General features: G+C 47.1%; 20 protein-coding genes. 18 read left to right on the top strand and 2 right to left on the bottom strand.

Annotation, left to right across the window (positions count from 1 at the left end; genetic code table 11):
- Nucleotides 1–28 precede the first annotated feature (28 nt).
- Nucleotides 29–1,537, bottom strand: coding sequence for a sensor histidine kinase (locus ACFQ3W_RS18445; protein ID WP_379320705.1), 1,509 nt, complete (start codon nucleotides 1,535–1,537; stop codon nucleotides 29–31).
- A gap of 345 nt (nucleotides 1,538–1,882) precedes the next feature.
- Between ACFQ3W_RS18445 and ACFQ3W_RS18440 the strand changes: the two genes are divergently transcribed.
- The 9 genes from ACFQ3W_RS18440 to ACFQ3W_RS18400 all read left to right on the top strand — a co-directional run bounded on the left by ACFQ3W_RS18440 (nucleotide 1,883) and on the right by ACFQ3W_RS18400 (nucleotide 12,450).
- A complete protein-coding gene (locus ACFQ3W_RS18440; protein ID WP_379320704.1) occupies nucleotides 1,883–3,178 on the top strand; it encodes an ABC transporter substrate-binding protein in 1,296 nt (431 codons plus the stop codon).
- An 83-nt stretch (nucleotides 3,179–3,261) separates the two neighbouring features.
- Nucleotides 3,262–4,149: a carbohydrate ABC transporter permease gene (locus tag ACFQ3W_RS18435; RefSeq protein WP_379320703.1), complete on the top strand. Its 888-nt coding sequence runs from the start codon at nucleotides 3,262–3,264 to the stop codon at nucleotides 4,147–4,149.
- 15 nt (nucleotides 4,150–4,164) lie between these two features.
- On the top strand, nucleotides 4,165–5,019 hold the full coding sequence (locus tag ACFQ3W_RS18430) for a carbohydrate ABC transporter permease (protein WP_379320702.1): 855 nt from the start codon (nucleotides 4,165–4,167) through the stop codon (nucleotides 5,017–5,019).
- Nucleotides 5,020–5,047: 28 nt separating this feature from the next.
- On the top strand, nucleotides 5,048–6,391 hold the full coding sequence (locus tag ACFQ3W_RS18425; protein WP_379320701.1) for a glycoside hydrolase family 5 protein: 1,344 nt from the start codon (nucleotides 5,048–5,050) through the stop codon (nucleotides 6,389–6,391).
- A 206-nt stretch (nucleotides 6,392–6,597) separates the two neighbouring features.
- Nucleotides 6,598–7,752 (top strand): GntR family transcriptional regulator, encoded by a 1,155-nt coding sequence (locus ACFQ3W_RS18420; RefSeq protein ID WP_379320700.1) that lies wholly within the window; start codon nucleotides 6,598–6,600, stop codon nucleotides 7,750–7,752.
- 183 nt (nucleotides 7,753–7,935) lie between these two features.
- The gene (locus ACFQ3W_RS18415; protein WP_379320699.1) at nucleotides 7,936–9,231 is read left to right on the top strand and encodes a glycoside hydrolase family 125 protein; all 1,296 of its coding nucleotides are present in this window, start codon (nucleotides 7,936–7,938) and stop codon (nucleotides 9,229–9,231) included.
- 34 nt (nucleotides 9,232–9,265) lie between these two features.
- Nucleotides 9,266–10,654, top strand: a complete 1,389-nt coding sequence (locus tag ACFQ3W_RS18410) for an extracellular solute-binding protein (protein WP_379320698.1) — start codon at nucleotides 9,266–9,268, stop codon at nucleotides 10,652–10,654.
- A 77-nt stretch (nucleotides 10,655–10,731) separates the two neighbouring features.
- Nucleotides 10,732–11,607 (top strand): carbohydrate ABC transporter permease, encoded by an 876-nt coding sequence (locus ACFQ3W_RS18405; protein WP_379320697.1) that lies wholly within the window; start codon nucleotides 10,732–10,734, stop codon nucleotides 11,605–11,607.
- 18 nt (nucleotides 11,608–11,625) lie between these two features.
- On the top strand, nucleotides 11,626–12,450 hold the full coding sequence (locus ACFQ3W_RS18400) for a carbohydrate ABC transporter permease (protein WP_379320696.1): 825 nt from the start codon (nucleotides 11,626–11,628) through the stop codon (nucleotides 12,448–12,450).
- 794 nt (nucleotides 12,451–13,244) lie between these two features.
- Here the strand turns inward: ACFQ3W_RS18400 and ACFQ3W_RS18395 are convergent.
- On the bottom strand, nucleotides 13,245–14,600 hold the full coding sequence (locus ACFQ3W_RS18395; protein ID WP_379320695.1) for a dipeptidase: 1,356 nt from the start codon (nucleotides 14,598–14,600) through the stop codon (nucleotides 13,245–13,247).
- Nucleotides 14,601–14,835: 235 nt separating this feature from the next.
- Here ACFQ3W_RS18395 and ACFQ3W_RS18390 point away from each other — a divergent pair, with 235 nt between their 5' ends.
- The 9 genes from ACFQ3W_RS18390 to ACFQ3W_RS18350 all read left to right on the top strand — a co-directional run.
- Entirely contained in the window at nucleotides 14,836–16,005 is a 1,170-nt protein-coding gene (locus tag ACFQ3W_RS18390; RefSeq protein ID WP_379320694.1) for a peptidyl-prolyl cis-trans isomerase, read from the top strand.
- A 271-nt stretch (nucleotides 16,006–16,276) separates the two neighbouring features.
- Entirely contained in the window at nucleotides 16,277–16,972 is a 696-nt protein-coding gene (locus tag ACFQ3W_RS18385; protein WP_379320693.1) for an N-acetylmannosamine-6-phosphate 2-epimerase, read from the top strand.
- Between the two features lie 99 nt (nucleotides 16,973–17,071).
- Nucleotides 17,072–18,400: an ABC transporter substrate-binding protein gene (locus tag ACFQ3W_RS18380; protein ID WP_379320692.1), complete on the top strand. Its 1,329-nt coding sequence runs from the start codon at nucleotides 17,072–17,074 to the stop codon at nucleotides 18,398–18,400.
- Between the two features lie 86 nt (nucleotides 18,401–18,486).
- Nucleotides 18,487–19,407 carry a carbohydrate ABC transporter permease gene (locus ACFQ3W_RS18375; RefSeq protein ID WP_379320691.1) on the top strand — a complete coding sequence of 307 codons (921 nt, stop codon included), beginning with the start codon at nucleotides 18,487–18,489 and terminating at the stop codon, nucleotides 19,405–19,407.
- 10 nt (nucleotides 19,408–19,417) lie between these two features.
- Nucleotides 19,418–20,251 carry a carbohydrate ABC transporter permease gene (locus ACFQ3W_RS18370; RefSeq protein WP_379320690.1) on the top strand — a complete coding sequence of 278 codons (834 nt, stop codon included), beginning with the start codon at nucleotides 19,418–19,420 and terminating at the stop codon, nucleotides 20,249–20,251.
- Between the two features lie 48 nt (nucleotides 20,252–20,299).
- Nucleotides 20,300–21,874 carry a DUF4127 family protein gene (locus tag ACFQ3W_RS18365; protein ID WP_379320689.1) on the top strand — a complete coding sequence of 525 codons (1,575 nt, stop codon included), beginning with the start codon at nucleotides 20,300–20,302 and terminating at the stop codon, nucleotides 21,872–21,874.
- Nucleotides 21,871–22,821, top strand: coding sequence for an ROK family protein (locus ACFQ3W_RS18360; RefSeq protein WP_379320688.1), 951 nt, complete (start codon nucleotides 21,871–21,873; stop codon nucleotides 22,819–22,821). Before ACFQ3W_RS18365 ends, ACFQ3W_RS18360 begins: the two co-directional genes overlap by 4 nt.
- A 136-nt stretch (nucleotides 22,822–22,957) precedes the next feature.
- Nucleotides 22,958–23,848: a MurR/RpiR family transcriptional regulator gene (locus ACFQ3W_RS18355; RefSeq protein WP_379320687.1), complete on the top strand. Its 891-nt coding sequence runs from the start codon at nucleotides 22,958–22,960 to the stop codon at nucleotides 23,846–23,848.
- A gap of 301 nt (nucleotides 23,849–24,149) precedes the next feature.
- A partial coding sequence (locus ACFQ3W_RS18350) for a transposase (RefSeq protein ID WP_379320245.1) occupies nucleotides 24,150–24,307 on the top strand: 158 nt, incomplete at its 3' end.

The raw sequence follows: 24,307 nt of genomic DNA, 5'->3' as shown, positions 1-24,307 counted from the left end.
CACATGTGCTCATTCCTTTATACATGGTTTAGATGTTCGCATCGATTAACGGCATAACGATGTGAAAAGAAGCACCCTCCCCTTCGCGGCTAGTTACGGTTAATTTCCCGTCCTGGGAGGTGATGATGTTATGACATAGCGATAATCCCATCCCCCAGCTTTTGGAGGTCGGTTTGGTTGAGAAAAAGGGCTGGAAAATATGCTCCAGGTTTTCATCGGCAATACCGCTTCCGTTATCCGTGATGCTCATTTCTACCCATTTGTTCCGAATCGTGATGCTGATATCGATCCTACGCTCCTTCTCTGGAACTCGATCCAGCGCATCGATGGCATTGGACACGATGTTCTCGACTGCTTGAGAAAAATAGTAGGGGTCCGCCAAAATCATCGGTTCTACCGGGCTGGGCATGAAATTGACATTTACATTTTTTAATTGCGGGAGCATCTCGTTCAAGAGGTTCTCCGTTAGCTTATTCAAGCAAATCGGTTTAAGCTCCAGCTTGTTTTTCAGCGTGTTGTGGTGAACCTCATCCAGCCTTTCGTAAATCCGTTTGCAGCGCTGTTCAATAACCTTGATCTCCTCCACGACATTAGGCGATTCCTCGCAAAGCTGCTCCAGAAATTCCGTTTGCGCGAGGATGGCGAGTAGCTCATTTTTCATGTAATGACTGAATACCCGAGTTGTCAGTGCCGCCGAATCAATGTTGCGGGAAATGACCATTTCATGGTTCTTTATACTCTTTTGAATGCGAGCGTATTTGTAAATGCCATACAGGCTTATGGTCAGACAAAGGATAGCTATATCCGGCAGCAGCGTGTACATAAATGGGTTGCCGCTAAGGTTGATCGGTTTGAAGCGAATAAAATCGGCTGCTTTAGATACGATGACTAGGATGTCCGGCGCCCAGAAATTGATATAGTAGTACGTCACTTGGACGGAGGCGTAGCAGATAATAATCATTAAGATGCTGCTGCGGATTTGCCGGACCTTTGGCGTATGTAGAAAAGTATATATAAATAAACCAATACCGGCTGCGATATATGATGAGTTACATGTTAACGTAAAGATATGAATGATATTATAGGCCGTCTTAATGCTTTGCGGGCTAGTCAGCTCCGGATAAAGTTGATAGTACAACCATTTATAGAAGCTAGGATCATAGATTACAACCTGCAGTGCTGTTGGTAGCGCTACCAGAAATAAAATGCGTCGTTCCCAAACAGGCTTGAGCCGGAATGTAAAGAAGATGGCCGAAGTAAGCCCAAAATAGAGGAAGGCCATGCTTGATATATTGAGCATGCGAATTAGCGTATAACGGGAAATAGGCAGAAACATGAGCTGATTCTGCAGGCTTCTTACAATACCGAAGTATTGATATAAACTATTGTAATAGTAAGCATCCTTGGACAGGTAGATAATAATGCTGGAGATAACAATGAGATAGGATAGGCCCATAAAGAGCAAAAATAAAGTAGCTTTGCTATACTTCCGCTGGGTAAAGCTGATGATCGCGATCCCAACGAATAGGATAGACATGGAGAATATAAACATCTCTTCTCGCACCTCTTCGCTGAATGGATGAGATGAATACAATATATGTCCATTCTCACCCGTAAGGAATGTCCTGTAAAGGTTGATCTTTCTTCCACCCTTTTTTTCGGGTGAGCACTTATGGTGATATATAGGCTCATATCTGGAATAGCACAACTATTATACCTCTCAGGCGCATATATCGGCCCAACCATTTCTAACAAACACAAGTTTTGTTGGGGATAAAATTTCAACCTTACGGATTGGGCGCCTCAAACCTACAATGAAAGCGTAACAAAAAGCATCATTTCGATTCCTAGCGAATCAAAACCAGAGGAGGAAAAAGAGAATATGAAAAGGGGACGTAAGGCGGCAATTCTGTTACTCGTAGGTTTGATGCTGACGGCCATGGCGGGCTGCGGTGGAGGAAGCTCCAACACCGGTGATTCAGCCAGCAAACCACAAGGCAAGGTTACATTGCAGTACTACACATGGAATGATGAAGCCGATTACATGAAGAAAGTAGTCGAAGCTTTTAACAACCAGAACAGCGATATTGAAGTCAAATTGAACATGGTCACAAGTAAAGATGATGAGTACAATACGCAAATCATGAATAACCTGTCCGGCGGTTCTCAGATGGATATATACAGTCTAAACGGGACTGCGATGCTCGGTACATTTGCTTCGAAAAAACAACTGGTGGATCTGACCGACCGCGTGAAAGCGGCGAACCTGGATGTCGGTGCCTATGGCCCAAGCTATCAGGATATTACCAGAGTGTTGACGGAAGGCAAATACTATGCGCTGCCTTATCGTACTTCCGAATATGCCTTGTTCTATAACAAGGACCTGTTCGACAAAGCCGGCGTGAAATATCCGACGCAAATGACCTGGGAAAAATACGCCCAGCTGGCTAAACAGCTGACGAAGGGTGACGGCACAAGCAAGCAATGGGGCGGCTATTATGCCGATTGGATGATCGCTCCGCTCGGTGCCCTGCAAAAGGGAGCGACGATCCTGGATGATGATTTGACGGAAGTTTCTAATTTTCTGGAGTATTTGGACCGCTTGTATTATAAGGATCAATCCCATATGAGCTATAAACAAATGAAAGCAGAGAGCGTTGACTGGATCAAGCAATTTGAAGGCGGTAACGTCGCGATGCTTGTGAATGGGGAATGGACCATCAACATGCTGAAAGCCGACATCGCTGCCGGGAAAGCAAAGATGAACTTCGACATGGCCCCGCTTCCTCTTCCGGATGGGGTGAGCGAACCAACTACGGTCGGTGGTGTAAGTACCTTTGTCGGCATTAACCCGAACAGCAAAAACATCGATGCGGCCTTTAAGTTTGTAGAGTTCCTGGGCGGTGAAAAAGGTGAATCGATTATCGCTGAATCGAGTGTGCTGCCGGCTTACTCCAGTGACGCTACCAAAGCTTCGTTCCTGAAAGCTACCGGAATTCAAGGGAGCAACTTCTTCTTCGATGCGAAGACGGTCGTCGAAAACCAACCGATCGCTCAAATCGACGAAGTGAACAAGGCCTTTAAGGAACAAAGAGATTTGTACCTGTTCCAGCAACAGCCGCTCGATAAGACGATCAAGGAGTTTGAAAATCAACGGAAATCGATACTCGGTAAGTAGCTAAGGAACGATTTATAGAATGTCATTGCGCTGTCACCACTGCCTAGGGCGGTGGTGACAGTAATCTAAAGGGGAATCGTATTATGCATCTAAACCACCGGCTTCAACGAGAGTACATGACAGCGATTCTATTCCTGCTCCCGGCGCTGCTGCTGTTTGTGTTGTTTATTTTTCTCCCGCTGCTTTACGGCTTAGTTATGAGCTTTACGGATTACGGGGGATTTAACATTACGCCAAACTTTGTCGGCCTGGACAATTTTGTGCATTTGTTCAAGGACGATTATTTCAAAGTATCCTTGGGGAACAACCTTATCTATGCTGCCCTGTTTGTACCTTTGACGCTGCTCGTGTCACTGATCGCAGCCGTCGCGCTAAACAGTGTCTTCCATTTCAAAAAATATTTCCGTATGGCGTTTTATTTTCCGCAAATTACATCGATGGTTTCGGTTGCGATCGTATGGGGACTCATGTTTAATCCGATGCGCGGGCCGATCAACGGCATATTGAAATCGATCGGGATTGCCAATCCGCCGGACTGGTTAATGTCAACGCATTGGGCTTTGATTGCGGTTGTACTGGTTTCCGTATGGAAGAACTTTGGCTTTTATATGCTGATGATGCTCGCAGGCATTCAGGGAATTCCCGATTTTTTGTATGAATCGGCTAAGCTGGATGGAGCAGGTCCATGGAAGCGTTTCTTATACATTACACTTCCTGGGTTGTCGCCAACTATATTTATGTCATTAATCCTTACAATCATCAACTCATTCCAAGTGTTCGACCTCGTATCGGTCATGACAAACGGTGGACCAGGGCGTTCCACCAACGTACTTGTGTATCGGATATACCAAGAGGCCTTCGTTAACTACAAAATGGGCTATGCCTCCGCGATGGCTGTCGTCCTGTTCTTAATTATTGTCATTGTCTCGATTATTCAATTTAAGCTTGAGAAAAAATGGGTCACTTATTAGGAAAGAGGGGTAACGATGTCGGCAACAAGTATATTTGGAGCAAGGAAGACGAAGACCACTGCCCTTAAGCTACTATTATTAACCGTATTACTGATCGCTTCCCTCTTGATGCTGTTTCCGTTTTTATGGATGCTGTCCACTTCCTTGCGAACGGACGTTGAGACGTTTAAAAATCCGATGAACTGGATTCCAAGCAGCTTATATTTCAATAACTACAAGCAGGTGTGGACGGCGATTCCATTTGGCGATTATTACTGGAATACAATCAAGCTGTCGGTGATCATCACAGTGCTGCAGGTCATCATTTGCTCAATGTCGGCTTATGCATTCGCTCGGCTGAAGGTGCCGTTTAAAAATGCCATTTTCCTGCTGTTCATGACGAATATGATGGTCCCTTGGCAGTCGATTATGGTGCCGCAGTTCGCAATCGTCTCCAAGCTGGGGCTGTACAACACGCATACCGGATATATTCTTGTCCAGGTGTTCAGCGCATTTGGCATTTTCCTGATGCGCCAGTTTTTCCTCAGTTTGCCGATAGAGCTAAATGAAGCGGCGCGTGTCGATGGCAGCAGCGAATGGAGAATCTTTTGGCGGATTATGATGCCGCTGGCCAAACCGGGTCTTTCTACCTTATCGATTTTCACCTTTACATTTATATGGAATGATTATCTAGCCCCACTTATTTACATTCATGATGACAAGCTGAAGACGCTGCAGCTCGGGCTTCAGGTGTTCCGGACGGAGCACACGATGGATTACGGGCTTACGATGGCCGGTACGGTTTGCGCTATTTTGCCGATGGTCATTATTTTTCTCGCGGGAGAGAGCTTCTTTACTAAAGGGGTTGCCTTCTCCGGGATGAAGAACTAAGAGAAGAAGCGATCAAAGGAGGATTTACATGTCACCGTATTTCGTTCAGGTGGACGGAGAACAATTTAAAGTGAACGGTCAAAATATTGTATTTCGCGGCTTTGGACTAGGCACGTGGATGAATCTGGAGCATTTCATGATCGGATTTCCGGGGACGGACACGATGATCAAGAAGGCATTCGGGGAGGTATACGGCGAGGAAAGAAGCAAGCAGTTTTTTGATCGATTTCTGATGGAATTTATGGATGAAAAGGATTTTGAACTGCTGAAAAGCTTAGGGGTTAATGCGCTTAGACTACCATTCAACTATAAGTACTTTATTGATGATCAGAACCCGTCCGTCGTGAAGCAGGAGGGCTTTAAGTATCTGGATCATGTGATCTCGCTATGTGAAAAATATGAGATCTACGCGATCCTCGACCTGCACACCGTACCCGGAGGGCAAAATCCGGATTGGCACTGCGATACCGCAAGCGGCCTCCCCTTGTTCTGGAGCTATGCGGCATTAAGGGATACGGTGGTCAATCTCTGGGCTAACATTGCGGAGCATTACCGTGGAAATCCTTGGGTCGCCGCTTATGATATCGTGAATGAGCCTTCGCTTGTAACGGATGCCGCTGTTTTCAACGAGTTCTACGACAAGGTGGTTCGCGCAATTCGAAAGGTGGACCCTGACCATATCATTTTTGTGGAGGGAAACAGGTTTACGACCGATTTTACCATGGTGGAGCCGATTGCAGACCCGCAGGTTGCTTACACCTTCCACTACTACCCGTTTGTGGATGAGCCGGAGGTGCTGTCGCCTGCGATGAGCAAGGCCGATCGGAAACGCATATTAACCGACTGCTTTCTTAAGCTGGTCAGCATCCGTGACAAATACAAGAGACCGGTATGGTGCGGAGAACTCGGCCTTGTACTGGATAAGGCAGGGATCGATTTCCAAGTTGAGTTTATTGAAGACATGCTGGGGTTATGCGAGGAGCATGATGTATCCTGGACCTTATGGACATATAAGGATACGGCTTGCATGGGGCTGGTTTATCCGAAGGAAGACATGCCTTGGCGAAAGCTTGCGGCTGAAATCAAGCAGGTATGGGATCAGCAGCAGGAGCAGGCCATGGGAGAAGCACTCGTCGATTACATGGCAGAAACGTATTTTAAGCCGATTAGCAAGGAAAAACGTTATCCGCTGCAATTCCGCATGCGAACGATTATGCAGGCCGTTTGCGTGGAGCAGAATCTGAAGCCTTTTCTGGAAAAGACACCATGGGAACGAATGCTGGAGCTTCCTGCCTCGTTCCATTATGAGAACTGCGAATACTGGCCAGAGCTGGCGCAGGTCATTAAAAAGTTCACCGGTATGGGCGCTTAATTGATACAATTCAATATGATGTTAGTGAAACAGAGCACCCTCTAGAAGGGATGAATTTGCGCAGGGTCCGCGTAGACGCGTTCATCCAGGAAAATTTTAGGGGGTGTTTTGTTTAGTTTCATGAAATAAAGTTTGCATAACAACATAACATGTTATATTATTATGTTATTGAGTTGTATAGTGTAATTGTGGCGGGGAGGAGTTTCATGCCTGATTCTATATCGAAACCGATGTATGAGAAGATATACGAGGCAATCAGAGAGCGGATTGTATCCGGGCAATATAAAACGGGTGAACGGGTGCCTTCTGAAAAAGAATTGTGCGATGAGTTCAGTGTTAGCCGAATTACGAGCAAGCGCGCTTTAGAGATGCTAACCAATGAGGGTTACATTATCCGCCAGCCCGGTAGAGGCTCCTTTGTAAATGAGACGCTGCGGGAGCCGGCTGCTGCGGGAACACCGGCGGTGCTGCGCCCTGAGCGGGACAGAACTGGCAAACTGCTCATCGGTTTGGTCATCACTAATTTTGACGAAAGCTACGGAATGGAGCTCATTTACGGGATGGAGGAGGCTGCTCGGGAAAACCATTGTTTCCTGGTGCTTCGACGAACCTTCGGCATTCAGTCATATGAGGAGGAGGCCATCCAGGAACTGCTTGAGCTTGGTGTGGATGGGATGATTATTTTTCCGGCACAAGGGGAATTCTTTAACGCTGAAATTTTGAAACTGGTTATTTCTCAATTCCCGTTCGTGCTTGTAGACCGTTATTTGAAGGGCTTGTCCGCTTCATCTATCAGCAGCGACAATATTTTGGCCGCTAAGGAAGCGGCGAAGTACTTGTTTGATTTAGGACATAAGCATGTTGCTTTCATTACTCAGCCCTTCGATAATACGACTGCCATTGAGGAGCGGATCGAAGGATTCATTGAGGCTCATGAAGAGCGTGGGATAGTCGTAGAGCGGGAACTTTGGCTTGAGAATATCGCGTCCTCCGTACCCAATAACTTTGACTTGGAGGCACGGGAGAAGGATATCCAAATTATTGTCGAGCATTTGCGGAATAACCCGAAGATAACTGCGGTATTTGCGGTGGAATACAAAATTGCCGAGCTTGTGTTTGAGGCCGTGGAAAGACTTCAACTCTCTGTACCGGACGACCTGTCGATTTTATGCTTCGATAGTCCTAAAATATACAGTCCCCCTTACTTTACATACGTCATGCAAAACCAGATAGAGATGGGGAGAAGAGCAATCGAGAGCATTATCAAGCTCCTGCATCATGAATCAGTACCGGGCAAAACGACGTTGCCAACGAAGCTAGTGGTCGGACGGACGACAGCACCGCCTCGAGCAAACCTTTAAATGTTGAATGGAGATCTCAAAAAAAAGGAGATCTCCTTTTTTATTGATATACTAGTGGATTATAACCTGAAATACATATTATAATTGTTATAAAATATATATGTTGACATACTATCTTGTTAGATTATAATAAAACCGTAAGCAATTCATATAAAGATGTTTTTGGAATAGGGGGGTTGAGAGTTGGCATCTGAACAACAAGAGAGTTACGCATCGATTGAAGCTACGATTGAGCTTGTTCACAGTAAGCTCCAGGGACGTCCGAAGCTTGCCCAGATGTTTGAAAATTGCTTCCGCAATACGATCCACACAACGATCAAGCGAAAGGAGGACGGGACAACATTTGTTATAACAGGTGATATACCGGCTATGTGGCTCCGAGACTCGGCAGCACAGGTTCGGCCATATCTACTACTCTCAGGAGAAGATTCCGATCTCGCGGACATGATTGAGGGGTTGGTTCAGCGGCAGTTCCGGTATATTTTGCTGGATCCTTATGCAAACGCTTTTAACGAAGAGGCAAACGGTCAGGGACACCAGGATGATTTAACTGAAATGAACCCGTGGCTGTGGGAAAGAAAATACGAAGTCGACTCTTTGTGTTATCCGATTCAGCTCAGCTACCTGTTATGGAAAACTTCAGGCCGGACTTCACAGTTTAACGAAACTTTCCGCCAGGCGGTCCAAACGATTCTTAAGTTATGGAAGACAGAGCAGCATCATGAGGTTAGATCGCCGTATAGCTTTCAGCGCCTAAACGTGAGTCTAACCGATACGCTCGTCAGAGACGGCAAGGGCAGCTTAACAGGTTACACAGGGATGACCTGGTCCGGATTTAGACCGAGTGATGATTGCTGTCAATACGGATATCTCATTCCGTCCAACATGTTTGCCGTGGTCGTACTGCGCTACCTGGAGGAAATTGCCGGTCAAGTGTTGTCTGATGCGAAACTGGCGGGGGAAGCAAAAGAGCTTGCCGAGGAAATCGAGCAGGGTATCCAACGCTACGGCGTGATGGAGCATCCGAAATACGGCAAAATCTACGCTTATGAAACGGATGGACTCGGAAACTACAACTTGATGGATGACGCCAATGTACCAAGTCTATTGTCGCTGCCTTATCTAGGGTATACCACACCGGATGATCCGATTTACCAAAATACACGGCGGCTTATCCTTAGCGAAGAGAATCCTTACTATTTCAGCGGCAAAGCTGCAAGTGGAATTGGAAGCCCGCACACACCGGACAAGTACATATGGCATATCGCTTTATCGATGCGTGGACTCACTTCTAACGATCCGGCTGAACGGGAGCAAATGTTGAAGTGGCTGCAAGAAACCGACGCCGGTACTGGTATGACACATGAAAGTTTTTTGATGGACGATCCCACTCAGTATACGAGACCGTGGTTTTCCTGGTCCAATATGCTATTTAGCGAATTTATTATGGATCATTTCGGCATCGCCAAGAGGAAGTAGCCAAAACAATTTATTATAACAAGGGGGAAATACGATGAAAGTGAATAAGTCTAGAATCGCCTTGATTTTGACCTTCTGCTCCATCCTGTTGTTTGTAAGCGCTTGTTCCGGTAGTGGTACAAATAAGGCTAAGGATAGTGAAGGAACTAAGGATGCCACGAAAGAGGTAACGATCTCCTTCCGGTCAACAGGATCCGACGATGCGCTTAACACCTACTTTAAATCCGGGTTGGTAGAGAAGTTCGAATCCGAAAATCCAGGGATCAAAATCAAGCTGGCTCCGATTCTCGCGAGTGAAGGCGATTATTTCTCTAAAGTCGTCCTGCAAATGAAATCGGAAGATACCGCTCCTGACATCGTTGCTGAAGATACCTCCATCATTAAATCCGATGCGCAGGCCGGTTATCTTGAACCGCTCGACAGCAAGGTAACTGCTTGGAGCGATTGGAACAATATTACGGAAAGCTTGAAGGAAGGCGTCAAAGGCGAAGACGGCAGCTTCTATGGTATCCCGGCTACAACGGATACCCGCGGCCTTTGGTACAACAAAGATCTGTTTAAGAAAGCCGGACTTCCTGTACCATGGGAGCCTAAAAACTGGGAGGACGTACTGAACGCAGCTCGCACAATTAAAAGCAAATTGCCGGATGTAACTCCGATGCATATGACAGTAGGTAAAGCGAGCGGTGAAGGCGTGACGATGCAAACGCTGGAAATGCTGCTGTACGGAACGCAAGACCAGCTTTATGATTTCGATACGAAAAAATGGATCGTAAACAGTCCTGGACTGCTGGATTCCTTTAAATTTATTAACCAAGTCTTTAATGTAGACAAAACCGGTCCTTCCCTGCAAATCGCTCTGAGTGGACAAGCCGGCAGTATGGCGTTCGAACAACTGCTCCCGAAAGATAAAATGGCTATCGGTCTTGACGGCAGCTGGGCTGGCTCGGCATGGTTCCCAACCGGTCCTTCCCCAATTGATAATGTAACCGACAAAATGGGCTTTGTTGCTATGCCGACTCAAAACGGTCAAGATCCTGGAGCTACTACGATGTCCGGCGGGTGGGCTTGGTCAATCCCGGCCAAAGCAAAAGACAAGGATGAAGCTTGGAAATTCCTGCAATTCATTATGAATAAAGAAAACGCGACGAAACGGGTTATTGCCGAAGGCGCTTTAAGCCCTCGCACAGACTCCGTCGATGTATCCGGATACTTGGATCGTCCGTTCGTAAAAGAAGCGCAATCGTTCGTTCAATATGCACATTTCCGTCCAACCAACGATAAATACGCAAGCGTTTCGACACAGCTTCAAGGTATTGTTGAAAGCATTGCCTCCGGTAAGCTTACTCCGGAAGATGCAGTGAAGCAGTTTAAAGATAGCGTATCCCGGGTTGTAGGTGCGGACCAAGTCGAAGAGAAATAAACCGACTATAAAAAAAGACAATACAAGGGATAAAGAACAACCTTTATCCCTTTATTGTTCTGAACGGAGAGAATGTGATGAAGAACCAAAAGGGAAGAGGGCTGCAGATTCTGCTGTTCCTGCTGCCGACAATCTTGCTGCTGCTGATTTTCTTTATTATACCGATACTGATGACTTTTGGCTTTGCATTTACCAATATGTCTCTCACAGGGGAAGCCGCTAAAAGTCTTGAATTCGTCGGCTTTCAAAACTTCACGAACATGTTCCAGGACCCCGACTTCAGAATTAGTGTATACCGTACACTAGTTTTTCTCATACTCTCAGCCGTAATCGGTCAGGTTGTACTGGGATTCCTGATTGCATTGCTTATGAAAGAAAAAAACGTGACTTTCCGCCGGGTTATCGGAATTATCGTCATTGCCGGTTGGGTAACGCCTGAAATCGTTGTGGCTTTCTGTATGATCGCTTTCTTTGGCGATATGGGTTCCTTAAACAGCATTTTAGAGGCGATTGGCCTTAAATCGGTATCCTGGCTTTATACGTTTCCGATGACCTGCGTAGTCATAGCAAATATATGGCACGGAACAGCATTTTCCATGATGGTATATCAATCGGCACTCGATGATATTCCTAAATCGGTGGAAGAGGCGGCAACCATCGATGGAGCTCGGCCATTCCAAGTGATTCGATATGTAACGTTACCTATGGTTAAGGGATCCATCGTGACCAACATGATGCTAGTAACGCTCCAAACCCTCGGCGTGTTTACCTTGATCTATACGATGACCGGTGGCGGTCCCGGCAATTCCACGCAGACGCTTCCTATTTTCATGTATAATCAGGCGTTTGTGAATTATCAGTTCGGTTATGGAACAGCCATCTCCCTCGTCTTGCTGTTCATCGGTATCGTCGCAAGCTTGCTATACATGAGATCCATGAAAGTAAAAGTGTAACCACCGGAGGTGATCAATATGACACGTTATAAAACCCATCGAAATATTCAATATGTAATATTAGGCTTCATCGGGCTATGCTTTTTACTGCCTTTATTATGGATTGTATTTGCCTCATTTGATGCCCATGCTCAGCAAGGAATCAAAATTCCGCAGCAATTTACGCTGCAAAATTATAAGGATGTGCTTACCGACGCCTCCAACATTCGTTCCTTCGGTGTCGGCCTGCTCTTGTCTGGGGGCCAAGCGACCCTTGTCGTAATTGTATCCGCGCTGGCGGCTTATCCGTTGTCCCGTTATGAAATGAAGTTTAAGAAAAGCTTCCTGCTGACAATTTTGTTCATGACGGCCCTGCCGATTACGGCGGTTATGGTGCCTGTCTTCCAGCTATTTCTGTTCTTAAAGCTGCAAAACTCGATTATTGCCACGATTTTGTTTTTGACCGCATCATCACTTCCTTACGGCATTTGGATGATGAAGAACTTCATGGATTCCGTACCGGTGGACCTCGAGGAATCCGCTTGGATTGACGGGGCTTCGGTATGGACCGGTCTCCGTAAAGTCGTTACCCCTTTAATGCTTCCTGGTATTTGCACGATTGCGATCTTCACGTTTTCCGGAAGCTGGGGCAACTTCTTCGTGCCGTATATTTTGCTGCAAACCCCCGAGAAGCTGCCTGCCTCGGTTACGATCTATCAATTTTTCGGCAGCCACGGCATGGTAGAATACGGCAGACTGGCCGCATTTGCTTTGCTGTATACCGCTCCTTCGGTTATTTTGTACATCTTCTCTCAGCGCTTCATGTCCAAAGGGTTTAGTTTGGGCGGTGCGACGAAGGGTTGATGATTTGTTTTGGAGCCCCCCTGCAATAAAGATATGATGCTGGCGAACAAGCCGAGAAGCATGCAGAATAGACTGTGTGCTTTCTCGGCTTTTTAATGGTTGAATCCAGGGATATTCAACTGTGAGAATATGGTATAAGATATTTGGAAATAGGACCCTCTTGTTGGCTCTAACGAACTGAATAGCGCTTATTTCCGGGAAAATCGCGTTATTTGAAGTCTAACGAACTCCAGCGGCCTTATTTGGCATAAAAACGGTAGAATCGCAGTACAAAGTGGCAAATAGCGTTACTGGAGTTCGTTAGAATGCTCAAACCACAAATATGCCCCAAATAACGCTTAATGAGTTCGTTAGTCGATTCGCAGGAATTGACTAGCCCATTAGCATGCATACAGGCAAGTCTACCGTCGAGTCTAGCAGCGAAGTCTACTTCCAAGTCCAGAGGTAAGTCCAGCGGTCTATTCGTCGTGTCTAACAGTAAAGTCCAGTGCTCATGTTTCACAGCGAATTCTGGCCATTAAGTTTACAGTAAGCACTAAAGTTTGCACTAATGCACTAAATAAGGGGGGATCGTCACTTCCGTCCGGATGGTCCCATTTTAGATGCAGGTTTTGCAGTTAAAATCCAGAAATCAGCAATTCACCAGAAAATAGCTGTACTAAATGCATTAGTGGTGTGAATTCATTCCACAACAGTAACTAGCTGCACACAAAATGACCTGGGGGGAAATCCCCGCCAGGTCATTTTTAACAAATGCATTTTTAATATTCGTTTTACACTTATTTCCTACAATCCTACAGCGATTTCAAGTATTCGACGATTGTGAGCAAGCCCTTGTCGAAGTTTTCCAAATTAAAATGTTCATTTGGAGCATGCAGGTTTTCGTCCGGCAGACCGAATCCCATCATCACGGCCGGTGCGGACAAGACACGTGATAATGTTTCTACGATTGGAATCGAACCGCCATCCTTCGTGAACAGAGCGCGGGTGCCATAAATTTTCTCGTAGGCATCGGCTGCTTTTTGCAGTAGAGGTTCAGATGGATCGATCTCGAATGCGCGAGCCTTTTCAATTTGCACGATTTTGATCGTAGCACCTTCCTGCAGGTGGTCGTGCAAATGACGTTCAATCTTATCGAGCATATCCTGTGGATCCTGTTCTCCTACGAGACGGCAGGTAATTTTGGCATGCGCTTCTTTCGGAATGACCGTTTTGGAGCCTTCGCCTTGGAATCCGCCGTATACGCCGTTTAATTCCAGTGTCGGACGTGCGCCGACTCTTTCCACAAAGGTGTAACCCTCTTCACCATATAGCGAAGTAAGTCCAAGATCTTGTCTCAGTTTTTCTTCATCAAACTGCTGTTTAGCGAATTCTTCACGGACCATAGGGGTCAGTTCAGGTACTCCTTTATAGAAACCTTCTACAGCTACACGCCCTTTGTCATCGTGCAAGGAAGCCAGCAGCGAGACTAGTGCATGCAGTGCGTTCGGAACGCCTCCGCCAAACGAACCGGAATGCAAGTCGGTATTCGCGGTGAATACGGAAACCTCCAGCGAGCACAAGCCGCGAAGGCCGGTACAGATCGCCGGTTTCCCTGGAGCCATAAGTGCGGTATCGGAGATCAGCACGAGATCTGACGCCAGCTTCTCTTGATTGTCTTTCAAAAAAATCGGGAGATTAGGACTTGTAACCTCTTCCTCACCCTCGATGCAGAACTTGATATTAACAGGCAGCTCTTTTTCCTGCTTCAATATAGCTTCAACGGCTTTGACGTGCATAAATACTTGCCCTTTGTCGTCTGTCGCTCCCCGAGCGTACAGCTTTCCGTTACGAATGGACGGTTCAAAAGGTGGAGTTTCCCAAAGGTTCAATGGGTCAACAGGCTGTACGTCATAATGACCGTATACGAGAACGGTTGGTTTGCCCGGAGCATGCAAATGCTCGGCATATATAATTGGATGACCGGCGGTCGGATGTACCTCCACTCCTTCCAGTCCGGCGCGGCGCAGCGAATCCGCAATCCATTCGGCGGCCTTCTTGACGTCGGCTTTATGTTCGGATAACGCGGAAATGCTTGGAATTCTCAGCAGCTCGCTGAGTTCGTTTAAATGCTGTTCTCTTTGCTTACTAAAATAAGATTGATAATCCATCGTCGTGGTATCCTCCCGAACTAGATTTACCAGTATATTCTACACCTTTTTTGCCTAGAACACGAATCAAAGGTAAGGATGTTTTTCCTCTTTACGGCATTTTGCTTAATCGTTCCTTAAAAAAATTGCTCCTTTTTTTATATTTATTTAAGGTTTGACCGGCTTATTTCTGTTAAAGTCAAGAAAGTACGATTCCAAAACAGGTTTTAAATAGAAGAAGGGAGTCACAGCACAGATGGATGAAAAAGATAAGAAAGAGCTAGAAACAGCGGGAAAGGATGCCTTAGCAGAGGGGGATACCACCGCTAAGGAGGGGCAAGCCGATTCCGATGCTGTAATAGACGGAGAAGAAACGGCAAGCCCACTTGCAAACTTACAGGATGAGCAGCCGACTGATACACTTGATAATGCGGAACGTGTTGAAGCTTTCCAAAGTGATGAAACGCCGGTAATGAAATCCGACTTTTCACTGGAGCAACCCGAGAAGGCCCCTCAGCCCATGTTCTCGAATAAGCTTTGGCCGATCGTCTCAGTAGTGCTTACGATTTTGCTCGTTATTGTGCTGATTAAGCCACCGTTCTCTGCGAAAAAGGTCGAGGCGGTAGCAACAGTTAACGGCGTAGAAATTACGAAGGATCAACTGTTTAAGGAACTGGCTGCCCAAGGCGGCGAACAAGTATTGTCGCAAATGATCAATGAGGAGCTTGTCAATCAGGAAGCGAAAAAGCAGAACCTCCAAGTGTCTTCGGCTGATATTGATAAAGAAATCCAAACCTACATTACTCAATACGGCTCGGAAGAGGCGTTTAATCAGGCACTTGAGCAGGCAGGCATGACCAAGGAAAATTTACGCAAAACGGTGGATATGAACCTGAAACTGACCAAGCTGCTTGAGCCGAAAATTAAGGTAACTGATGAACAAATCAAACAAGTATATGATGCTAACCAGGATGCTTTTAAAACGCCAGAGCAAGTGCGGACTTCCGTTATTCTTGTAAAAACCGAGGCTGAGGCTAATGATATTATTAAACAGTTGAAATCGGGCGCGGACTTTGCAGAGCTCGCCAAGAGCAAATCTTTAGATACAGCTACTAAGGATAAGGGTGGAGATACTGACTTCTTTGCCCGCGGGCAGAAGGAAGAAGCAGTAGAAGTGGCAGCATTCAAGCTGGCGAAGGATGAAATCAGCGGTGCAGTGAAGACGAGCGAAGGCTATCAAGTGCTCAAGCTGACCGATCGCAAGGAAGCTCATACGGCTACGCTTGATGAGAAGAAAGAAGAAATTCGCAATTCTCTAGTTAAACAACAGGTGTCCAGTTTGTCTCAAACTTGGATTGAAGAGCAAAAAGGCAAAGCCAAGATTACAAATACGCTTGCGAATAGCACTGCTACAGCAGTGGAATAGAAAAAAAGAAATTGATGAAGTTGCCCCTTCTCGAGGGCGGCTTCATTTTTTTGTTTACAAAAGTGAATTGCAATTCTATAATAAAGAAAAAAACCATTATATAAAAATAATTTGGAGATATTATTCTTCCTACGGATTCTATTTTAGAACATAAGTTATCTGTTAATCTTTCACAAGCATAAAAAGATATTTTTTTACTTCTATTTGGAGAAAATATTCTCCTATACATTAATAAAAGGAGAAATTTATCATATAATTGGAGGTTTTGCTCATGGCCCATTCCATCATTGAATCATTCAAAGGCGGTTTGATTGTGTCCTGTCAGGCTCTTGAGGGAGAACCATTTTTCGGCAGCGAGTTTATGACCCGGTTCGCGATATCTGCCGAAATGGGCGATGCCGTGGGAATTCGTGCGAATACACCCCAGGATATCGCGGCGATCAAGCGCGTTACGAAGCTGCCTTTGATTGGTTTATGGAAAAGGGAATATGCGGGATTTGGCGTATATATTACACCAACTTTAGAAGAAGTTGAAGGAGTGATTGCTGCCGGAGCCGATATTGTGGCGATGGACGCGACTAAACGCGACCGCCCGGATGGATTATCCCTTTCGGAGATCGTTAAAGAGATTAGAAGAAAGCACCAGGTATTGCTTATGGCAGATATTTCGACGTTAGAAGAAGGATTGATGGCCGAGCAGCTTGGATTTGATCTCATTTCTACAACGTTGTCAGGTTATACCCCATACAGCCCTCAAGGGCAAGAACCTGATTTTCAGTTGATCGCTGACCTGAGTTCGAGGGTGAGGATTCCAGTATTGGGTGAGGGCAGAATTCATAGTCCAGAGCAGGCTTTGTACTGCTTGCAGGAAGGGGCGTATGCGGTAGTTATTGGAGGAGCCATTACGCGTCCTCAAGAGATTGTTAAGAAATATGTTGATGCGCTATCTCATTTTCCGTATAACTGATCACTTCGGAAGGAAGTCACTGAGAGGGGGGATGAACCGCTTCATGTATTTGGACTCAAGGGCTTGGTCAATATGGAACATCAAAAAGGGAGGGTTAACATGCAACACAAATCAAAGCTATCAATTATGCTGTCTTTAATCTTGGTCTCGGCTATGGCGTTATCCGGCTGTTCCGGAGGGAAAAGCGACAACAGCAAGCCCGCTACGAAAGAGCAAGGTGAGAAGCAGGAACAGGTTACGATTACGGTATGGGACAACTACGGAGCTACTACACCAATCAAGCCCTTGATTCCGAAATTTGAAGAGGAGTTCCCTAATATCAAGATCGATTTTCAGGAGCAGCCATGGGATAACTTCTGGGATAAAATGGCCGCTGCCGCATCCGGCGGGGAAACGCCGGACATTGCTACGACCGGACTCATGTGGAATCCTAAATATACGGTATTTGGCCTGTTTGCAGATTTGAATACGCTTTCCGGCGGGAAAGTCAATGGACAAGACATCAAGTCAGTATACAGCGAAGGAATGATCAAAGCTGCGACCACGGACCAAGGTTTGTTCGGTATTCCTTATGACTTCGACTCTTATTCCTTGTATTATCGCAGCGATTTGCTCAAGGAGGCAGGCGCAGCCGCTCCACCGAAAAATTGGGACGAGCTTGTTGATGTCGGCAAAAAGTTAACTAAGGATGTGGATGGGGACGGAAAAACCGATCAATACGCTTTTCTGGTTATGCCGGATTGGAACCACTATGAACCATTCCTCTATGCGAATGGCGGGAAAGTCCTGTCTGACGACATGAAGCAAGCTGCCTTCAATAGTCCCGAAGGGGTTGAAGCACTGCAGTTTTATGCCGATATGGTCAACAAATATAAAATTGCCATTAACTGGACGCCGGACCGCGGCAGCTACGTAGCGGGACTAAAGGACGGAACCATAGCCATGTTCCAGGACGGACCTTATGTTATGGGCTTAATCAAGAACAGCAATCCGGAGCAAAAGGGCAAGTGGAAAATTACCGATGCCATGAGCCACAAACAGTACGGAACCCATATCGGGGGCACTTATTTGAGTATTTTCGAGAAATCGAAGCATAAAGAAGAGGCCTGGAAGTTCATCGAGTTCTTGAGCCGGGAAGAAAATGCCGTTCAGGTGTACAAGACTTCCGGGGCTGCACCGGGATATTTGCCAGCACTCGAATCGAAGGAAGTCAGCGCACCAGACCCGTTCTTCGGAGACGATGTTCCGCTGAACGTATTTAAAAAGGCTGTTGAACAAGGCAAACCAAACCCGATCGTCAGCTCCTGGCAGGAAATTAGCCAAACCATCACCGATGCGGTTGCCAAAGCGGTGATGAAGGAGTCTTCGCCGAAGGAAGCGTTGGATGAAGCTGCCGAAAAGGTGAATCAAATCCTAGCGCAGGAATAAGCAGGGTTCCTCGGGAAAAGTAGAAGCATGTTGAATGTTAAGGCGGGTATGGCATATACCCGCCTTTCACTGAAAGGGTGGGAAAGATGAACGGACACCTTGCCGTCGAGCCGGAGCGCAAGTTGCTTCCCCATCGGCGCAATATTTTGCGGGAGATGAGAAAGAGCAAGGAAGCTTACCTATTCGTACTGATTCCTATCGCTTTGCTCATCGTCTTTAGCCTTATTCCGATGGTGTATGGATTTTTGATGAGCTTCACGAACTGGAACGGGCTTCAGAGCGCCAAATACATCGGAGCCCAAAACTATATGAAGATTTTGGAGAGTCAGGATTTTCACAAGGCATTGCTGAACACGGTCAAATTTGCTGTCGTCAGCTTGATCGGCGGGATGGGAATCGCGTTAATACTGGCGCTTTTGATCGATAAGTTGAGACGTTTCCAGAGCTTTTTCAAGGTCACTTATTTTATCCCTGTCATCACTCCGATGGTCGTCGTAGCTCTCGTATGGACGCTGATCTACAACGAGAAGGGACTCCTGAATTTCATCCTGGGCGATCTGGGACTTGAGCCGGTAGGATGGCTGACGGACAAAAGGGTTGCCATGTATTCCATTATCGGCACGAGTATTTGGCAGGGGATGGGCTTTTCGATGATCGTATTTTTGGCGGCGCTGCAAAAGATTCCGGAGCATTTGTATGAGGCGGCTAAAATAGACGGCGCGGGCGGCTTCAAATCGTTTCTGAACGTTACGCTTCCGGGCCTTAAGGACACGCTCGCCTTCCTGCTCATATACGGGGTAATCGGAGCGTTTAACGTATTTGACCAAATTTATGTCATGACAAACGGAGGACCGGTGAAATCCACAGAAACGATCGTCTTTCAAATTTTCAGCAACTTTAGATACTTGAAACTGGGCTACACGTCTGCGCTATCCTACATCTTTTTGTTCATGTTGCTCATTATTTCGCTGATCCAGTTCAAGCTGATCTATAAGAAGGAAGAATGAGGTAACCGCCATGGGAGAATTCAAAAAGAAGAAAATCCAGTTGTTCTTCATATACCTGTTTCTAAGCGCGGGTTTAGTGCTGAATCTGGCTCCGCTCGCCTGGATGCTCTCGACATCCTTTAAGCCGGGGAGTGAAGTGTTCCGCTTTCCGCCGAAATGGATTCCGGATTCGCTTGATTTTGCAAACTACGAGAAAGTGTTCTCCATGATTCCATTTGGACGTTATTACCTGAATAGTATTGTCGTTGCCCTATTGATCACAGCCGTCACGGTGCTGCTGTGCACGATGGCCGGGTACGCATTCGCTAAAATGAGATTTCCAGGCCGGAATATTCTCTTCATGTTGTTTCTGATCACGCTCATGATCCCGTTTCAGGCAACGATGATTCCTCTGTTTCGGATGATCTCGAATTTCGGCTGGATCGATACGTATCAGGGGCTGATCCTTCCTCAAATCTCCACCGCCTTCGGCATTTTCCTGATCCGTCAGTTCATGCTGTCCATGCCGGATGCCCTGCTTGAAGCGGCAACGATCGACGGAAGCTCGCAAATGCGGACATTTTGGAAAATCGTTGTCCCTTTAAACCGCGGGGCCATGGCAACTTTGGCAATCTTTACGTTTAACACGGCCTGGAACAACCTGCTGTGGCCGCTGCTTGTTACGAACAACGATCAGATGCGGACACTTCCGGTAGGTATGGCTCTTTTCAAATCGTCGAGAGACATCGACTGGACGGCGATCATGGCCGGCTCGGTAATGTCTCTGATTCCGATGATCATCTTGTTCCTGCTGATGCAAAAGCAGTTTATTCGCGGGATTACTGCGGGCGCAGTGAAGGAGTGACGGCTCTGGCCGATTCTCACCAATACGTCTATTAGGAAGGTGTTAAGGATGAAGACAAAGGTTGTTTATTTGCCCTTGGATGAAAGACCATGCAACAGGCTTTACCCGCAGCAGCTCGCCGCGATGACGGATCTGGAGATGCTGGTTCCTGCGCTGGAGCTTCTAGGGAAGAAAAAGCAGCGGGCCAATCTAACGGGGGTGGCGGATTGGCTCATGGAGGAATGTCGGACTGCCGGCGTGCTAATTGCTTCGCTCGACATGCTCGTACATGGCGGCATCGTGCCTTCCCGTCTCCATCATGACAGCTCGGAGGACTGCCGGGTGCGGCTGCAACTGCTCCGAAAAGCAAAGGAAGCGAATCCGCATCTGAAAATATACGCGTTCAATTTAATCACCCGGGTCCCGGCGTATTCTAGCAGTGAGGAGGAACCGGATTATTACGACCAGGTCGGCCGTGAAATTTATGAGCTTGGCTGGCTCAGCGATAAAAGCGAAAGCGTTGGTTTGACGGAAGCGGAGCAGAAGCGGCTGAGCGAGGTGCTGGCCACCATTCCGGAAGATGTGCTGACCGATTACCGTACAAGACGCAGCGTTAACTCGGATGTTAACAAGGCGGCACTGGAGCTCGCGGAAACCGGAGTGATCGATTATTTGATTTTCCCGTTGGACGACAACGCTCAGTATGGGTTTAGCGCGATGGAACAGCGGGCCTTGACGATCCAAACGGAGCTTGCCGGACTGGCCGACCGGGTAGCGATCTATCCGGGAGCCGACGAAATCGGCTGTACGCTCTTTGCACGGGTGTTCTCCGAATTGAAGCAGTTTACGCCTTCCTTATTCGTCCGGTATTCCTCGACCCAGGGGCCGCTGTGCATTCCTAAATATGAGGATCGCAGCTTAAACGAAAGCATTAAGGCGCATCTTACCTCGGCCGGGGCGGTTATGGCCGATGGGTCCGCCGATGCGGATGCAATTCTGATGGTGCATTCTCCGGCCGTATCGCAGCAAGAGATGGGCGAGACCAGCACGCTGGTCCAGGAGCGGCACCGCTCTTATTTTTCGGAGGTGAATACGCGCGAATTCGCCCAGGCGATGAAGCATTACCTGGACGCCGATCGGCTTGTGATGCTGGCTGATGTTGCCCTATGCAACGGTGGAGATCATTTGCTGATGACGCTGCTTCACAGCCGGGGGTTGCTCCCCCGTCTTGAAGGATACGCCGGCTGGAACACTTCAGGCAATTCACTGGGGACCGTTATTGCCCATGCGGTTATCGCCTCGTTCTACCGGAAAGCTGCTGGCGATGAGAAGAAAAGATTCGGACGCAGCAGCCGTCTGTTCTATATTTCCCGGCTGATCGAAGATTGGGGATACCAGTCGCTGGTCCGCTATAAGGTATGTCTTGAATCGCTGCCGCCGCTTGGAGCAAGCTATTTTGCCCTTTCTCATGTGCAGGATCAGGTATGCCGCATTATTGAAGCGGAGCTGAACGCTTTTGTTGGTCGCTATATGCAGGGGCAGGTTGCTGAAAGTTTGAATATTCAGAGTGTGACGCTTCCCTGGAACCGAATGTTTGAGGTAGGATTCCAAGTAGAAATGGAGGAGGGGGAAACCAAACGATGAGCCATCAAGAGAGCGTGGCGATCGGAATCGACCTTGGCGGTACGAATATCAAGGCCGGTATCGTAAATGATCGAGGAGAAGTGGTTTATCGTTTGGTCCTCCCCACGGAGGCCTATTTAGGCGGCGAAGCGCTGTTGCAGCGAGTTATAAGTATTGTAGAGCAACTATCGGATGAAGCCCGGAAAAGAGGCTGGTCGCTTATTGGCACAGGTATCGGAACGGCCGGCCAAGTCAATCATGCCGAAGGTGTAGTCATGGGGGCGACTGCCAATTTACCGGGCTGGGCGGGTATGAAGCTTGGTGAGCAGTTGCATGCATCGACTGGCCTGCCTGTATCCGTCGACAATGACGCTAATGCGATGGCCTTCGGGGAAGCGTGGGTTGGCTCCGGCCGAAACTGGCGAAATTTTGTATGTGTTACGCTCGGAACTGGGGTTGGCGGATGCCTTATTGTCGACGGGAAGCCGTACCGCGGTCGCAGCGGTTACGCCGGAGAGGTAGGCCACCATGTCATTGTAGACGGAGGCGAGCCTTGCAATTGCGGGAGAACCGGCTGCTGGGAGCAATATGCTTCTGTGACGGGGTTGATGCGGATGGCTCGCCAAGTCGACCCTGAAGCCAAAGAGTTGGTCTCGTCGAAGGCTGTGTTCTCCCTTGCTCGTGAAGATCACAAGCTTGCATCAGTGCTTGTCCGCCAGTATGCTCGTTATATCGCGATCGGATTAGCCAATCTGATCCACATATTTAACCCTGAGGGCATAGTAGTTGGCGGGGCTATAACGAAGCAAGGCAATTTCCTATTGGATATTGTCAGGGAAGAGCTCGCGAGCTCTTTGCTGCCCGTATACCGAAATTCGCCGGAGACCATAGATGTTGTGGCAGCGATGCTGGAGGACGACGGAGGAGTGATCGGTGCGGCAGCCGACATTTTTGAAAAGATGAAATAGAAAGCCCAATTGGATATACTTAAATAGGGTAACAATTGCATTTGCCATTTTTCAATATTATGTATAATTTATTAGTAGAAAAACCAATGTCGTGGTATGTCAACAAAACCGGAGTATTTGCCTTAGAATCGGTGAAATGGGTATCGGGCCTGAAAGGGGAATTTACTTGTTAAGCGAACAAGGAATGGGGAAAACGCTGCTGTCGATCCGAAGTCATCTGAACGGACTCACGAAAACAGAGCAAAAAGTGGCTAAATTCATTCTGGAAAATGCGCAGGATGTCATTTACCATTCGGTCACGGAGCTGGCCGAGAGGGCTGATGTGGGCGAGACGACCGTATTAAGACTGTGTCGTAAGCTGAAATTCCATGGATTTCAGGATTTTAAATTGTCTTTGGCCCAGGATTTAGTTAAGCCATCTGACCGTTTATATCATGAAGTTACCGAAGAGGATGACGCGGCGACCTTAAATCGGAAAGTGATCTCGATGCATATTGAAACGCTGGAGCAAACCTCGGAGCTAGTCAATCCGGACCAATTGGAGAAAGCGATATCTCTACTGTATCAAGCTACGAATATTAGCTTTTTTGGCGTAGGCTCTTCCGGACTTACGGCCCAGCTCGCGGCTCACAGTTTTTCAAGAATCGGAAAGAACAGTATAGCGCGATCCGACACCCATTTTCAGGCTATGTCCGCCTCGCTAATGAGAAAAGGGGATGTGGCCGTAGGGCTCTCTATATCCGGAAGCACCAAAGATACGATTGACAACCTGAGTCTGGCCAAAAAAGCGGGGGCCCAAATTATTGTCATTACAAGCAATGCCCGTTCTCCGATTACGAAGCTGGCGGATATTGTGCTGTTGATGGTGGCCAGGGAAAATCCGCTGCAGGGCAGCTCATTGTCCGCCAAGACGGCGCAGCTTGTCCTCATCGATATTTTGAACGTCGGCGTCTCGCTGAAAATAAAAGAAGAGGCCTTGAAATATAGAGAAATGACAGCAAAGGCGATTTCGGAAAAATTGTATTAAAGTCAAAATGATGATAATGAAAGACCGAGCGCCTATGCCTCGGTTTTTTTAATATCAGAAAGTATAAAATTACTGGGGAAAGAATCTTGTAGCCATATACGTGGGAAAAAAACGAATGCTTATGGCCTTATTCTGGCCGCCTCGCACGTAGTAATTGCATTTTGTACAGTTAAACCTTGCCATTATGGCAGTCTTAGAAATCTAATTGTAAAAAGTGCAGTTAAACTATAAAGCCCCCTAATCACCTTGGACACTTTCAGGCTAAACAATATACAATAAAAATTAGCTGGAGGTAGTCCGTATGAGAGTGCAACACAGTAAGTTTGACGAGTTGAGAATACAGGTCGTCGAGGAAGCACTAGACCGGGGGAATGTAGCATTAACTGCACGAAAACATGGAATCTCCCCGTATTCATTGTATAAATGGGTTAAACAATATCGAGATGAGGTGGAGGTTAC

Source organism: Paenibacillus puldeungensis (genome assembly GCF_042678945.1).
Lineage (GTDB): Bacteria > Bacillota > Bacilli > Paenibacillales > Paenibacillaceae > Fontibacillus > Fontibacillus puldeungensis.
This window is presented reverse-complemented; position numbering and strand designations above follow the sequence as displayed.

Coding starts and splice junctions, on each gene's coding strand:
- ACFQ3W_RS18445 (WP_379320705.1), bottom strand. CDS start 1,537: ATGTCTATCCTATTCGTTGGGATCGCGATCATCAGCTTTACCCAGCGG.
- ACFQ3W_RS18440 (WP_379320704.1), top strand. CDS start 1,883: ATGAAAAGGGGACGTAAGGCGGCAATTCTGTTACTCGTAGGTTTGATG.
- ACFQ3W_RS18435 (WP_379320703.1), top strand. CDS start 3,262: ATGCATCTAAACCACCGGCTTCAACGAGAGTACATGACAGCGATTCTA.
- ACFQ3W_RS18430 (WP_379320702.1), top strand. CDS start 4,165: ATGTCGGCAACAAGTATATTTGGAGCAAGGAAGACGAAGACCACTGCC.
- ACFQ3W_RS18425 (WP_379320701.1), top strand. CDS start 5,048: ATGTCACCGTATTTCGTTCAGGTGGACGGAGAACAATTTAAAGTGAAC.
- ACFQ3W_RS18420 (WP_379320700.1), top strand. CDS start 6,598: ATGCCTGATTCTATATCGAAACCGATGTATGAGAAGATATACGAGGCA.
- ACFQ3W_RS18410 (WP_379320698.1), top strand. CDS start 9,266: ATGAAAGTGAATAAGTCTAGAATCGCCTTGATTTTGACCTTCTGCTCC.
- ACFQ3W_RS18405 (WP_379320697.1), top strand. CDS start 10,732: ATGAAGAACCAAAAGGGAAGAGGGCTGCAGATTCTGCTGTTCCTGCTG.
- ACFQ3W_RS18400 (WP_379320696.1), top strand. CDS start 11,626: ATGACACGTTATAAAACCCATCGAAATATTCAATATGTAATATTAGGC.
- ACFQ3W_RS18395 (WP_379320695.1), bottom strand. CDS start 14,600: ATGGATTATCAATCTTATTTTAGTAAGCAAAGAGAACAGCATTTAAAC.
- ACFQ3W_RS18390 (WP_379320694.1), top strand. CDS start 14,836: ATGGATGAAAAAGATAAGAAAGAGCTAGAAACAGCGGGAAAGGATGCC.
- ACFQ3W_RS18385 (WP_379320693.1), top strand. CDS start 16,277: ATGGCCCATTCCATCATTGAATCATTCAAAGGCGGTTTGATTGTGTCC.
- ACFQ3W_RS18380 (WP_379320692.1), top strand. CDS start 17,072: ATGCAACACAAATCAAAGCTATCAATTATGCTGTCTTTAATCTTGGTC.
- ACFQ3W_RS18375 (WP_379320691.1), top strand. CDS start 18,487: ATGAACGGACACCTTGCCGTCGAGCCGGAGCGCAAGTTGCTTCCCCAT.
- ACFQ3W_RS18370 (WP_379320690.1), top strand. CDS start 19,418: ATGGGAGAATTCAAAAAGAAGAAAATCCAGTTGTTCTTCATATACCTG.
- ACFQ3W_RS18365 (WP_379320689.1), top strand. CDS start 20,300: ATGAAGACAAAGGTTGTTTATTTGCCCTTGGATGAAAGACCATGCAAC.
- ACFQ3W_RS18360 (WP_379320688.1), top strand. CDS start 21,871: ATGAGCCATCAAGAGAGCGTGGCGATCGGAATCGACCTTGGCGGTACG.
- ACFQ3W_RS18355 (WP_379320687.1), top strand. CDS start 22,958: ATGGGTATCGGGCCTGAAAGGGGAATTTACTTGTTAAGCGAACAAGGA.